This window comes from Burkholderia sp. AU27893 (genome assembly GCF_002223205.1).
GTDB lineage: Bacteria > Pseudomonadota > Gammaproteobacteria > Burkholderiales > Burkholderiaceae > Burkholderia.
In genome coordinates, this window is sequence record NZ_NKFD01000004.1 from 2588333 (window position 1) to 2601125 (window position 12793).

A 12793-nucleotide genomic window follows, 5' to 3' on the forward strand; every position below is an offset into this window, starting at 1 on the left:
GAGAAAGACCGTGTTTACCTGCCGAAACCAGAGCTGCGGCACGCCGTGGGAGCAGTCCGACGTCGTCATCAAGGACGAAGGCCAGGGGCTGCTGTTCCGCTGCCCGCTGTGCGGCGCGCGCAACTACCTCGAACGCTTCGAAGACGACGAAGGCAAGGTCGTCTACGAGCAGATGGAAGGCCGTCCTTACCTCGGAGACCTGGAATGACCCAGCCGACCGCCACGCCGTTCAGCGCGCTGTCGTTGACGCCCGCCACGCTCGCCAACCTCGCGCAGCTCGGCTACGTCGACATGACACCGATCCAGGCCGCGAGCCTGCCGGTCGCGCTGGCCGGCCAGGACCTGATCGCGCAGGCGAAGACGGGCAGCGGCAAGACCGCCGCGTTCTCGCTTGCGCTGCTGGCGCGCCTCGACGCGCGCCGCTTCGACGTGCAGGCAATGATCCTGTGCCCGACGCGTGAACTCGCCGACCAGGTCGCGCAGGAAGTGCGCCGCCTCGCGCGCGCCGAAGAGAACGTGAAGGTGCTGACGCTGTGCGGCGGCACGCCGATGCGCCCGCAGGCGCAGAGCCTCGAGCACGGCGCGCATATCGTCGTCGGCACGCCGGGCCGCATCATGGATCACCTCGATCGCGGCAACCTGAAGCTCGACGCGCTGAACACGCTGGTGCTCGACGAAGCCGACCGGATGCTCGACATGGGCTTCTTCGACGACATCGCGAAAGTCGCGCGGATGTGCCCGACCACGCGCCAGACGCTGCTGTTCTCCGCGACCTACCCGGACGGCATCGCGAAGCTGAGCCAGCAGTTCCTGCGCAACCCGAAGGAAATCAAGCTCGAAGAGCGTCATGACAACAGCAAGATCCGCCAGCGCTTCTATGAAGTGACGGAGGACGAGCGGCTGCATGCGGTGGGCCAGTTGCTGAACCACTACCGGCCGGTGAGCACGATCGCGTTCTGCAACACGAAGCAGCAGTGCCGCGACCTGCTCGACGTGCTGCACGCGCAGGGCTTCCACGCGCTCGCGCTGCACGGCGAGCTCGACCAGCGCGAGCGCGACCAGGTGCTGATCCAGTTCGCGAACCGCAGTTGCTCGGTGCTGGTGGCCACCGACGTCGCCGCGCGCGGGCTCGACATCGCGCAGCTCGAGGCGGTAATCAACGTCGATGTGACGCCCGACCCCGAAGTGCACGTGCACCGGATCGGCCGCACGGGCCGCGCGGATCAGGACGGCTGGGCGCTGAGCCTCGCGAGCATGGACGAGATGGGTCGCGTCGGTGCGATCGAGCAGGCGCAGAAGCGCGACGTCGAATGGCATCCGCTCGCGGAACTGACGCCGGCCGACGACGGCGTGCTGACGCCGCCGATGGAAACGCTGCAGATCCTCGGCGGGCGCAAGGACAAGATCCGCCCGGGCGACGTGCTCGGCGCGCTGACCGGCGACGCCGGGTTCGACGGCAAGCAGATCGGCAAGATCAACGTGACCGAATTCTCGACCTATGTCGCGCTCGAGCGCGGCGTGGCGCGCGACGCGCTGCGCAAGCTCAATGCCGGGAAGATCAAGGGCAAGCGGGTCAAGGTCCGGTTGATGGACGAAGAATAAGCGGTAACGTGGAGGCGTCGCGGCGGCATCGCCGCGCCGTGGCGCCTAAGCCGAACCTGAATCTGCCCCGGACCTTGCATCGCCCCGGGCAACCTGCGGTCGTCGCCCCTCTTTCGGCAATCGGCGCCGCCCCGTCAAGCCGCCCGCATCGCCTGCTTGCTATGCGAGCGCCGGATACCCGTGCGCAGCAGCCTCCTGCTCGAACCGCGCAATCGCCTCGTAGTCATCCGGCGACAGCCGTTCGAATCCTTTTAGCCGCAGCACGCGCGCCCGCTCCACATCGGTCGCCACCGCGCGGTCGAGCGCATCTCGCAAAGCAGCGACCTGTGTATCTTCGAGTGCGCGCGATGCGATGAACGGCAATCCCGGCGCAGCGGCCGTCATCCCGATGATCCGGATGTCCTGCAGCAGATCGGGCAATGCGTCGCGCACATACGCGAACGTCACGCAATCGATCGCCGCGCAATCGGCTTCCGCTGAAGCCAGCGCACGCAGCACGTTCAGATGCGAGCCGAGCGCTGCAACCGATCCGAAGAATCGTCCGTCGCGTGCATGCGGCGCGACCGCATGCCGGAGCGCGTTCATCCCGCTGTGCGAATCCCGACCGTTGAATGCGGCCCGCAGCCCGCGGCATGCGGCGAGCGTCGTCGCGCCGCCCGCATGCGCACGAGCCGACACGACCAGCACACTGCTGTAGTGCGCGCCGTGGCAACCCTGCGCATCGAACACGGGGGTTGCAATCAGTCGCACGACATCGCGCAGGCCCAGCAGCCGGTACGGGTAGCCGCAGGTCTGCGACAGCAGCAGATCGTCGCGCCGCCACAGCGCGTGCAGGTCGTCGAAGGGTTCGTCGGGAAGCGTGACATCGGCAGGCCCCCCCGCGTTCGCGAACGCATCGAGCGCGTCGCGCAGCAGGGCGCGCCACAACGCGTCGTGGCGCGGCGTCACGTTGTACATCGGCAGTACTGCGATCCATGGGTTCATGCGGGCATTCTACGCATCGCCGCTCACGCAGCGGAACCCGGTTCGATCTCGGTAAAACGGGGGCTGATCGACGCGCCGCGCGCCTGAAGCTTATCGGCCGCGCGGCGATAAGCAAATGCGAATCGATTGGTTGGCCGCGCGGCGCGATCCCGGTACCGTCCTGATGCCTGCCCGAGCATCGCCATTGCACGTGATAACGGACAGGCCGACCGTGATCCGCGAGACACCTGCGCACCCGGGCCGAGCGCACCGGTTCAACCGCTCGTTCCCCGCACTGCCCGTTCAATCCGCCTCAACGCCATGGCCGAATACTTCGACGTCGACCACGCGCGTGCGATCGCCGCGCTCGACACCCGCTTCACCGCCCGCACCGAGTGGCCGACCTGGCTCCTGGTCGTCGCGATCTACGGCGGCTGGCTCGCCGTGCTGCTGCTCGTGCGCGACGGCATCCTGTCGCTCGCGGCCGCGACGCCGCCGCTGATCCTGCTCGGCGCGTGGCATTTGTCGCTGCAGCACGAGCTGCTGCACGGCCATCCGACGCGCTCCGCCCTCGTGAACAAGCTGCTCGGTTATCCGCCGCTGACGGTCTGGTATCCGTACACGCTGTATCGCGACACGCATCTCGACCATCATCGCGACGAAGACCTGACCGTGCCGGGCGTCGATCCCGAAACGAACTACGTCACGCGCGAGCGCTGGGCGCAGCTGCCGCGCTGGCGCCGCGTGCTGACGGTCGCACGCAAGACCTTCGTCGGACGATTCGTCGCCGGGCCGCCGTTGAGCATCTTTGCCATGTGCATCGATGCATTCGCCGCGTTTCGTCGCGGCGACTTCCGCTATCTGCCGATGTGGGCGATGCATATCGCCTGCGTGGCTGCGCTGCTCGCGTGGCTGCAAGGGGCGATCGGCGTGCCGTGGTGGTATTACCTGCTCGTGATCACGTGGCCCGCGTTGTCGATCGCGATGATCCGCTCGCTGTACGAGCACCGTGCCGCACCGCATCCGAAGGCGCGCATCGCGATCAATGAAGCGGGCTTCGCGATGCGGCTGCTGTACCTGAACAACAACTATCACCTCGTCCATCACGACCTGCCGAAGCTGCCGTGGTACGACCTGCCGCGCGCGTACCGGATGCGCCGCGACGCCTATGCGCGGAAATGCGGCGGCTTCGTGATTCGTGGCGGATATCGCGAACTGCTCGCGCGCCATGCGTGGACGCCGACCGATACGCCCGTGCATCCGTTCGATCAGGGCACGGCGTCGTTGTCGACGGGAAGCGGGGTGAAGGTGGCGGTGGTCGACAAGGTGTTGCAGATCAGTACGTGACGTTCGGTGGAGCCGACGATTCGTCCGCCCCGCCACGCATTTCTTACGAAATGCCAACAATACCGCTCCCACCCACGCATTGCCAATTGCGCCGGCAATGCCCAGAATGACGGCTCGTCCGGGGCTTCCAACAATCATTCGCCCCGGCTCTGCTCCCGGCCGCGCGCCGCACGCCCCCCACGACGATGCAACCGAACACCCCGCCCGGCGCAATCCGCGCGATCGGCAACGACTGGTCCGTTTCCGCGATTACCGCGGGTTTTCTCGCGGTACTGATTTCCTACGCGGGCCCGCTCGCGATCTTCTTCCAGGCCGCGCAGGCAGCCCATGCGTCGAATGCGATGGTGTCGTCGTGGGTCTGGGCCATCTCGATCGGTGCCGGCGTCTCGGGCCTGTTCGCGAGCTGGAAGCTGAAGGTGCCGGTCATCACCGCGTGGTCGGCGCCCGGCACCGCGCTGCTCGTCGGCCTGTTTCCGCAACTGACGCTCAACCAGGCCGTCGGCGCGTACATCACCGCTGCGCTGATCATCCTGCTGATCGGCGTGACCGGCTATTTCGACCGGCTCGTGCGCCACATTCCGCGCGGCATCGCGTGCGGAATGATGGCCGGCATCCTGCTGCCGTTCGGCACGCATGCGTTCGCCGCCGCGTCGGAGCAGCCCGCGCTCGCGTTCGGGATGATCGCCGCCTACGTGATCTTCAAGCGCCTGCTGCCGCGTTACAGCATCGTGCTCGTGCTGCTGACGGGCGCCGCGCTCGCGACGCTGCTCGGGATGACGCATCTCGGCAACGTGTCGGCGAGCCTCGCGCACCCGATCTTCATCGCGCCCGAATGGACGCTCGGCACGACGCTCAGCCTCGCGCTGCCGCTCGTGGTCGTCAGCCTCACCGGCCAGTTCCTGCCGGGCATGACGATCCTGCGCGTGTCCGGCTATCACACGCCCGCGCGGCCGATCATCACGGCGACCAGCGTGATGTCGCTCGTGGTTGCGTGCTTCGGCGGGATCACGATCGTCGTCGCGGCGATCACGGCCGCGCTGTGCACCGGCAAGGACGCGCACGAGGACCCGGACCGGCGCTATATCGCCGGGCTCGCGAACGGGGCGATCTACCTGATCGGCGGGCTCTTCGCGGGCACGATCGTCACGGTGTTCTTCGCGCTGCCGAAGGCGTTCGTTGCGATCCTCGCGGGGCTCGCGCTGATCGGCGCGATTGGCGCGAACGTGCACGGGATCTTCGATGACGAGAACCACCGCGAGGCGTCGTTGATCACGTTCCTCGCGACTGCGTCGGGCATGACGTGGCTCGGGCTCGGTTCCGCGTTCTGGGGGATCGTGATCGGGTCGATTTCGTATGCGGTACTGAACAAGGTGCGGCGATCGGCGTGATGCGCGACGCGGGTCGCCGCACCTGTTACCGCGCGTGCTGGCGCACCAGTTGCGCGAGCGCATCGGCCAGCGTCGTCGTCCCGTAAAGCCGCTCCGACACGCCCTCCTCGACGTCGATCTGCCCCGCGTTGTGCACGTCGTAGAGATCGACGATCAACTGCGCATGGCGTTCGCTGAGGCCCGCGCGCAGCAGCGTCGCATTCCAGGTGTCACGCGGCAACTCATGCGCGACGATTGCCCGGCCGGCCGCCGCACCGAGCGTATCGGCGATCGCGGTCACGCTCACCCGCCGCGGCCCTTCGACGCTGACGATGCGCGGGCCGTTGCCGCCCTCCGGCGCATCGAGCAGCAACCGCGCCGCGACGACGCCCACATCGGGCGCCCAGACCGTCGGGAACACCTTGCCGACCGGATGGTGAAAGCTCGGCAGCACGCCGGTGCCGAGCGCGACCGGCAGGATGCGCGCCCAGTTCTGCAGATGTTCGGCCGAACGCAGCAGCGTCACGTGTGTCGGGATCGTCCGCAGCCGTTCCTCGAAGTCATGAAACAGCCGGGTGATGCCCGTATTGCCGTCGCGCTCCGCACCGTAGTCCGACAGTGCAAGCAGCACCGGCGGCGGGTTGGCGGCGAGCGCGGCGGTGGCGACGTCGATCGTCCGTGTCATCGTCGCGGCCGGATCGGGATCGGCGACGGGCACCGGGCACAGGATCTGCACGGCCCGCGCGCCGTCGATTGCCGATGCGACTGCGGTCGCGTCCGTCAGCTCGGCTATCACGACGTCGCAGCCAAGCTGCGCGAAACGTTCACGATGGCGTGCGTCGCGCAATACCGCGCGCACGGGATGGCCGGCGTTGCGCAGGGCCGTCACGGTCGACTGGCCGACGTTGCCGGATGCACCGAAGATCACGAACACGATTCGCTCCTGAGGGGATGAAGGTGCGGTGATTGTCGGTTTGCGCGGAGGGAACGGCGCGCAGGGAGGGATGAAACCAGCAGGAAAGGATGACGGATTGACTGGTGGCTGTCATGCGGGCCGTCCGCTGCCTCGCCTTCGGCTTCGAATCGTACGGTCTGCCTCTAGCCGAGGGCGCGGGCGAAAACAGTCCAGGAGCCTGCTGGAGCACTGCCGCGGGAGCCGACGCGACACCTCATATCCACCGCCGTGCCATCGCTCCGCTACGCGTCACGCCCGCCACCTTCGCCGTCATACGCGAGCCGCAGCCCGCCCGTTGCCCCCGACCGCGCAATCTCGGTCGGCGTCGCCCCCAGCACGCGATTCATCCAGTTCGCCATGTGGCTCTGATGCGCAAACCCGGCTTCGAGCGCGATCTGGCTGATGCTGAGCCGGCCTGCGAGCAGCAACGCCTTCGCACGCTCGACCCGGCGCCGCACGACGTACTGGTGCACCGGCATCCCGAGCGTCTCGCGGAACAGCACCTTGAAATGCGGCACGCTGATCGACACGAGCGCCGCGAGTTCGGCCAGCGTCATGCGCCGCTCCAAGTTCGCTTCGACGTAGTCGATCACGCGCGCGGCCGCCTTCGGCGCGAGCGTGCGACGGCGCTCGCGGAACGCCGGCTGGCCGTCGACCAGCCGCGCGACGAGCGCCGTGCACAGGCTTTCCGCATAGAGCGGATCCGACGCGTCTTCCGCTTCGAGTTCGGCGGCCATCGCCCATGCGATGTGCTGCAGGCGCGGGTCACGCACCTGCAGCCGGCGGCGAATCTGCCCCTGCGACGGCTTCAGCTCGAGCTGCTCGACGGTTCGCCGCACGAATGTGTCGCTGAGCGCGATATGGAGGATCTGGCAGTCGGCGCTGTCGGTCCACTGGCCGGGCAGGCCGGCCGGAATCACGTCGACGTCGCCATGCGCCTGGATGCGCGACACGCGCTCGCCGTCGCACACGCAATCCGCGCGAACGGGCGACCCGATATGCACGCCGATCCGGTGATGCTCGGCCGCCGGAATCCGGTAGGTGCCCGCGCGGATGGCCAGCAGCGACGCGCCGAAGCCCTGCCAGCCGAGCCCGCGGCTCGAGCGCAGGCTGACCGGGACGCCGTTGTCCGTCGGCGCCGCGAGAATCGCATCGCTCATGGCCTTCCTCCAGTGGATCGGGATGTCGAACGCGCATTGTGACGCGTTTTCGGGCGGTCTGCCGGGCCTGCCGGCGGCCCGCCCAGGTCGAGCAAAAAAAGATCATCCGTTCCTGCTCAGGGCCATCCTTGCGTGTGCGCCGGCGGGCGCCGCACCGCTTACGATGGCCCCATCCGACACCTACGGAGACCGTCATGCCCCATCAGTGCCTTGCGCAACGCGCAGCGTTCACCGCGCGCTCGCCTTCCGCCGCCAATCGCCCTTCATCCGGCCCCCGCAACGACCGCACCGCCTTCGCCACCGTCACCGCCTGGTGCCTGCGCATCGTCGGCTGGTATCGGCTCGAACGACTGCTCGCATCGATCCCCGACAGCAACGACGACTTCGGGCTCGTCTGACCGGCCGGCCGACGCATCCGCCTATTTGCGCCGCCGCTCGTGCGGCGCCACCGTCGCGCCGTCGATCACCGGCGCGCCCTGCTTGATCAGGAAATCGCGGAACAGCCCCGTGACCTGCGAGATCCGCCGGTCGGCGAGCGTCACCACATACCATTCGCGCTCGATCGGGTTGCCGGGAAACGGCAGTTGCCCGAGCAGCCCGGTGCGCAGTTCGAGTGCACACGCGTGCAACGACAGGAACGCCACGCCGAGCCCCGCTTCGGCCATCTGCTTGATCGCCTCGTTGCTCGACAGTTCGGAGCCCACATGGAACCGGTAACCCGCGTTCTTGAACAGGCTTTCGACCGTCGAGCGCGTACCCGCGCCGCGTTCGCGCACGAGCAGGTGCGCGGATTCGAGATCCTTCAGCGCGACGCGCTTGCGCTGCATCAGCGGATGGCCGGGCGCCGCGACGAACACCATCGGATGCTTCGCGAACTCGACCGCATGCGTGCGCAGCTCCTTCGGCGCACTGCCCATCACCGCGAGATCGATTTCATGCGTGGCGAGCATGCGGATGATGTCGTCGCGATTGCCCACCTTGAAATACGTCTTCACATGCGGACGCGTCGCGGTGAATTTCACGAGCAGCGGCGGAATCAGGTACTCGGCCGTCGTGATCGCGCCGATCCGCAGCGTGCCGCCGAGATCGCCCGTCAGCGCGGCCACTTCGTCACCGGCCTCGCTCCACAGATGCAGGATCTCGCGCGCATAGCGCGACACGATCTCGCCGGCCGCGGTCAGCTGCACGCCGCGCCCCACCCGCTGCAGCAATGCGGCGCCCACCGCTTCCTCGAGCAGGCGAACCTGCAGCGACACGGCCGGCTGCGTCAGGTTCAGTTCCTCGGCCGCCCGCGACACGCTGCCGAGCCGCGCAATCATGTCCAGCGCCTTCAGCTGCCGGAACGTCGCGGTCTTTCCTATAAGTGAATACATATGAGTCGCTTATAAACATTAAATTGTTCGAGTAGGTTCGAAACTATATCGTCGGTTCTTGAGCAATGTCATCCGAATCGTCATTCAAGCGGGAGCCCTACATGGACAACACCACGCCCAACCTTGCAACGGACCGCGCCCCGCGCCTGCCGCGCATCGTGATCGTCGGCGGCGGCGCCGGCGGCCTGCACCTCGCCACGCGTCTCGGCGATACGGTCGGACGCCGCGGGCAAGCCGAAGTCGTGCTCGTCGACCGCTATCCGACGCATTTCTGGAAGCCGCTGCTGCACGAAGCCGCATCGGGCCATCGCGACCCGGCCTCGCACACGATCGAATACGCGGCGCAAGCGAAGCGCCACGGCTTCCGCTTCGTGCAGGGCGCGCTGCAACAGGTCGACCGCGCGGCACGCACCGCGACGATCGCGGCCGTGCAGGACGCGGACGGCACGGAAATCCTGCCGCAGCGCGAGCTCGGCTATGACGATCTCGTGCTCGCCGTCGGCAGCGTGACGAACTTCTTCAACGTGCCGGGTGCGGAGCGCCACGCACTGCCGCTCGAAAACCTCGACCAGGCCGAGGATTTCCGCCGGAAGTTCCTCGCGGCCTGCACGAAGGCAAATCACCTGGCCGAGCAGCAGCCTGCGCGGCGCGCGGCGCCGATCTGCATCAACGTGATCGGTGCGGGCGCGACGGGCGTCGAGCTGGCAGCGGCATTGCGCGATGCGATCCGGCAGCTGACGACGTACCGCTTCAAGGCGCTGGTGTCCGCGCGCGACGTGCACATCCGCTTGATCGAAGGCGGCCCGCGCATCCTGCCGGCGCTCGACGAGCGGCTTTCCGGCAAGATGCACGCGCAGCTTCGTGCGCTGAACGTCGACGTGCTGACCGATACCCGCGTGGCGGAAGTCGGCGCGGATGCCGTGACGACCTCGACCGGCGAACGGCTCGCGAGCGACATCACGATCTGGGCTGCCGGCGTGGCGGGCCCTGCGTTCCTGCGGCAGATCGGCGACATCGCGCTCAATCGCTCGAACCAGGTGATCGTGACCGATACGCTGCAGACGCCGGACGACCCGCACGTCTATGCGTTCGGCGACTGCGCCGCGTGCCCGACGTCCGGCGCGAACGGCTTCCTGCCGCCGCGTGCGCAGGTCGCTTATCAGCAGGCCGTGTACCTGGTCAACGCGTTTGCGCGGCGTGTCGCCGGCAAGCCGGTGGCGGGCTTCACGTTCCGCGATGCGGGCACCGTGGTGTCACTCGGGCATGCAGGCGCCGTGTACCAGGCCGACATCAGCGTGCGTTCGCGCTCGCTGATCGTCGACGGGCTCGCCGCGATCGGGCTGTACAAGTTCCTGTATCGCAAGCACCTGTTCAGCGTGGTCGGCATGAAGCGTGCGCTGTTCCAGTCGTTGAGCCACTGGCTGCAAAGCCGCAACCAGCCGTCGATCAAGCTGCACTGATCACGTCGATTCACACGCAGCATCACAAGACGGCATATCGGGCGTGCATCGCTCGATATGCCGTTTTTTCATTTGCGCTTGCACGGTGCATTCATTGCGTGCGCGAATCGGGTGCATCACATCGAAGGCCGTCGATACGAGGCGATTCGCGCGAAACAGGCCGCGCGGCACGCATCCCGCGCCCACATTGGCGCGCCGCCCCATTCATTAGTCGAATCGTATGGGTCGGCTATAAATATTAATTGGTCGCGATTTCCGGATCGACGCTAAGGTGTGTGGCATTCCCGTCGGCGAACGGATCATCACGTCTCTGAAGAGGAATCACCGTGGTTATCGAAGCCATCGTCACCCGTCTCGACGCAGCATTCGCACAAATCGAAGCAACACCGGATTCGCATGAATCGCGCCATCAACGCGACGCGATCATCCAGTGGCTCGACCGGGCATCGGAAGAAGGATATCGACTCGGTCTCGTCACGACGCTGCCGGCCGCACGGCTCAGCGACATGTTCGAAGGCCAGTTCGGCCGCGCGAACCTCGACCGCTTCTCGGTCGTCGTCACGGACGCCAATCAGCAGGACTCCCGATCAAGTCAGCACCCGTTCGACGTCGCGCTGCAGGCACTCGGCGTGCCGCCCGAACGCGCGGTGGCCATCGCGAGCAGCGAACCGGAGCGCCGCGAAGCCGAGCATTTCGGCCTGTCGCGCTGCGTGAACATCACCGACACCGTGCGCTCGATCGCATCGGCCGGCCTGCACTGAACGCCACCACGCGGGCCGGCGGTGGCCGACCATGTACCACGCGGGCGGCAGTCCGACGATTGCCATACTCAATCCTGACATTCTGCTGTCAAAGTCGCTTGCAACACTTCCGGGCTTGACCGATCCCTCCCGGAGACGGGACGACGCAAACCTGCCTCGTCCCGCCCGTTGCCCGCCACGATGACACGCCCGATCCGCACCGCCACCGCCCTCGCGATTACCTGCCTGCTGCTCGCTGCCTGCGGCGGGGATGACTCGACACCACCCGCGGCCGCTGCCGACAACAGCGGTTCGACGCCCGCGCCGCAACCGCAGCCTCAGCCCAAGCCGACACCCGCGACTTACTACCAGACGAAGACGCCGTACCGTCCGCAGCAGGACGCCGCGACGTACGAAGCGCCGCCCGCCGGCTACGCGCCCGTCTATACGGAACTCGTCGCGCGCCACGGCTCGCGTGGATTGTCGGGCTTCAAGTACGACGGCGCGATCTACGCGATGCTGGTCAAGGCCGAGGCCGACGGCGCACTGACCGCGCTCGGCGGGCAGCTGAAGGCCGACACGGTCGCGATGATGAAGGCCAATGCGCTGCTCGGCTATGGCGTGGCGGGCATCTCGACGCCCGGGTATGGCAATCTCACGCAAACCGGCATCCGCGAACACCAGCAACTCGCCGCGCGGCTCGCGCAGCGGTTGCCCGCCTTGTTCGCGGCCGGCAACCGGCAGGTCGTCGTCGTCAACTCGGGCCAGGATCGCGCGGTCGACAGCTCGACGTATTTCTCCGCGTCGCTCGTGGCCGCGCAGCCGGCGTTGGCCACGGCGATCACGCTGCCCGCCGCGCCGTCCGGCTACCCCACGAACGCGCCGGTCGCGCAGCCGGCCGGCACCAACCGCTTCCTGCTGTATTTCCATGCGTTGAAGCCGGCCACCGATCTCGTGACCGATACGGGCAATCCGTACTACGCGACCTACCAGGCGAGCCAGGCATACCAGGCCTATGCGAGCGACGCGGCGGTGGCCGCGAAGCTCAACGCGATCAAGGCCGCGCCGCAGGCGGCCGACGTCGCGCACACGGTGCTGTCCGCGCTCGTGTCGCAGGCCTTCATCGCGAAGCTCGGCACCGACGGCTACACGTTCGCGAACACGGGTACTTACGCATTCACGTCGGCGGACGGCAAGTTCACCAACACGCTGAAGGGCGACGGCAAGACGAAGATCGCGACGGCCGTCGACGCGGTGAACGTGTTGTACAACCTGCTGCAGGTCGCGCCCGCGATGACGGCGGAAGCCGGCGGCGTCACGATGGAGAAGTACATCGGCGCGGAGCAGGCGCAGTATCTCGCGTATCTGCAGGATGCCGAGGACTACTACCAGAAGGGCCCCGGCATCCAGGAAGCGAACCCCGTCACGTACCGGATGGCGAAGGTGCTGCAGGACGATTTCTTCGGCGAAGTCGATGCAATCGCGCGCGGCGACCTGACCCGTGCCGCTAAGCTGCGCTTCACGCACGCGGAAATCGTGATTCCGTTCGCGTCGATCATGAACCTGAAGAACGTGTTCGTGCCGACGCCGCAGGCGCAGACGTACACGTACGCGAACAATCCGTGGCGCGGCGATCAGGTGTCGCCGATGGCCGCGAACATGCAGTGGGATGTCTATCGCAACGGCTCGCGCCTCATCGTGAAGATGCTGTACAACGAGCGCGAAACGGATTTCCAGGCCGCGTGCGACGGCGCGAAGATCGCGCCGGGCAGCCACTTCTACGACTACGCGGGGTTGAAGCAGTGTTACGGGTATCAGTGAGGCGG

General features: G+C 67.2%; 12 protein-coding genes. 8 read left to right on the forward strand and 4 right to left on the reverse strand.

All coding sequences use genetic code 11. The features are described 5' to 3' along the window. The first annotated feature begins 10 nt into the window (after nucleotides 1-10). Complete coding sequence (locus CFB47_RS31530; protein ID WP_011356541.1) at nucleotides 11-208, forward strand: hypothetical protein; 198 nt, start codon at nucleotides 11-13, stop codon at nucleotides 206-208. Then, nucleotides 205-1602 (forward strand): ATP-dependent RNA helicase DbpA, encoded by a 1398-nt coding sequence (dbpA, locus tag CFB47_RS31535; protein WP_039344267.1) that lies wholly within the window; start codon nucleotides 205-207, stop codon nucleotides 1600-1602. The genes CFB47_RS31530 and dbpA overlap by 4 nt, the downstream gene beginning before the upstream one ends. Before the next feature lie 159 nt (nucleotides 1603-1761). On the opposite strand, the gene CFB47_RS31540 is transcribed toward dbpA, so the two are convergent. Next, nucleotides 1762-2586 (reverse strand): phosphate/phosphite/phosphonate ABC transporter substrate-binding protein, encoded by an 825-nt coding sequence (locus CFB47_RS31540; protein WP_089463388.1) that lies wholly within the window; start codon nucleotides 2584-2586, stop codon nucleotides 1762-1764. Between the two features lie 300 nt (nucleotides 2587-2886). On the opposite strand from CFB47_RS31540, the gene CFB47_RS31550 reads away from it, so the two are divergent. Together CFB47_RS31550 and CFB47_RS31555 are read left to right on the forward strand one after the other, a co-directional pair. Continuing rightward, nucleotides 2887-3912 carry a fatty acid desaturase gene (locus tag CFB47_RS31550; protein WP_089463389.1) on the forward strand — a complete coding sequence of 342 codons (1026 nt, stop codon included), beginning with the start codon at nucleotides 2887-2889 and terminating at the stop codon, nucleotides 3910-3912. 185 nt (nucleotides 3913-4097) lie between these two features. Continuing rightward, nucleotides 4098-5300: a benzoate/H(+) symporter BenE family transporter gene (locus CFB47_RS31555; protein WP_089463390.1), complete on the forward strand. Its 1203-nt coding sequence runs from the start codon at nucleotides 4098-4100 to the stop codon at nucleotides 5298-5300. A gap of 25 nt (nucleotides 5301-5325) precedes the next feature. Here the strand turns inward: CFB47_RS31555 and CFB47_RS31560 are convergent, their stop codons facing one another. Continuing rightward, nucleotides 5326-6213 carry an NAD(P)H-binding protein gene (locus CFB47_RS31560; protein ID WP_089463391.1) on the reverse strand — a complete coding sequence of 296 codons (888 nt, stop codon included), beginning with the start codon at nucleotides 6211-6213 and terminating at the stop codon, nucleotides 5326-5328. Nucleotides 6214-6476: 263 nt separating this feature from the next. Beyond that, entirely contained in the window at nucleotides 6477-7394 is a 918-nt protein-coding gene (locus CFB47_RS31565; protein ID WP_089463392.1) for an AraC family transcriptional regulator, read from the reverse strand. Between the two features lie 194 nt (nucleotides 7395-7588). On the opposite strand from CFB47_RS31565, the gene CFB47_RS31570 reads away from it, so the two are divergent. After that, entirely contained in the window at nucleotides 7589-7792 is a 204-nt protein-coding gene (locus CFB47_RS31570) for a hypothetical protein (protein ID WP_179259010.1), read from the forward strand. A 21-nt stretch (nucleotides 7793-7813) separates the two neighbouring features. Here the strand turns inward: CFB47_RS31570 and CFB47_RS31575 are convergent, their stop codons facing one another. Further along, on the reverse strand, nucleotides 7814-8767 hold the full coding sequence (locus CFB47_RS31575; RefSeq protein ID WP_046548935.1) for a LysR family transcriptional regulator: 954 nt from the start codon (nucleotides 8765-8767) through the stop codon (nucleotides 7814-7816). Nucleotides 8768-8868: 101 nt separating this feature from the next. Here CFB47_RS31575 and CFB47_RS31580 point away from each other — a divergent pair, with 101 nt between their 5' ends. The 3 genes from CFB47_RS31580 (at nucleotide 8869) to CFB47_RS31595 (ending at nucleotide 12788) form a co-directional block, all read left to right on the forward strand. Next, entirely contained in the window at nucleotides 8869-10227 is a 1359-nt protein-coding gene (locus CFB47_RS31580; RefSeq protein ID WP_089463394.1) for an NAD(P)/FAD-dependent oxidoreductase, read from the forward strand. 326 nt (nucleotides 10228-10553) lie between these two features. After that, nucleotides 10554-10988 (forward strand): phosphatase, encoded by a 435-nt coding sequence (locus tag CFB47_RS31590; RefSeq protein WP_089457348.1) that lies wholly within the window; start codon nucleotides 10554-10556, stop codon nucleotides 10986-10988. A 180-nt stretch (nucleotides 10989-11168) separates the two neighbouring features. After that, nucleotides 11169-12788, forward strand: coding sequence for a histidine-type phosphatase (locus CFB47_RS31595; protein ID WP_089463396.1), 1620 nt, complete (start codon nucleotides 11169-11171; stop codon nucleotides 12786-12788). Nucleotides 12789-12793: the final 5 nt, after the last annotated feature.

Coding starts and splice junctions, on each gene's coding strand:
- dbpA (WP_039344267.1), top strand. CDS start 205: ATGACCCAGCCGACCGCCACGCCGTTCAGCGCGCTGTCGTTGACGCCC.
- CFB47_RS31540 (WP_089463388.1), bottom strand. CDS start 2,586: ATGAACCCATGGATCGCAGTACTGCCGATGTACAACGTGACGCCGCGC.
- CFB47_RS31550 (WP_089463389.1), top strand. CDS start 2,887: ATGGCCGAATACTTCGACGTCGACCACGCGCGTGCGATCGCCGCGCTC.
- CFB47_RS31555 (WP_089463390.1), top strand. CDS start 4,098: ATGCAACCGAACACCCCGCCCGGCGCAATCCGCGCGATCGGCAACGAC.
- CFB47_RS31565 (WP_089463392.1), bottom strand. CDS start 7,394: ATGAGCGATGCGATTCTCGCGGCGCCGACGGACAACGGCGTCCCGGTC.
- CFB47_RS31570 (WP_179259010.1), top strand. CDS start 7,589: ATGCCCCATCAGTGCCTTGCGCAACGCGCAGCGTTCACCGCGCGCTCG.
- CFB47_RS31575 (WP_046548935.1), bottom strand. CDS start 8,767: ATGTATTCACTTATAGGAAAGACCGCGACGTTCCGGCAGCTGAAGGCG.
- CFB47_RS31580 (WP_089463394.1), top strand. CDS start 8,869: ATGGACAACACCACGCCCAACCTTGCAACGGACCGCGCCCCGCGCCTG.
- CFB47_RS31595 (WP_089463396.1), top strand. CDS start 11,169: ATGACACGCCCGATCCGCACCGCCACCGCCCTCGCGATTACCTGCCTG.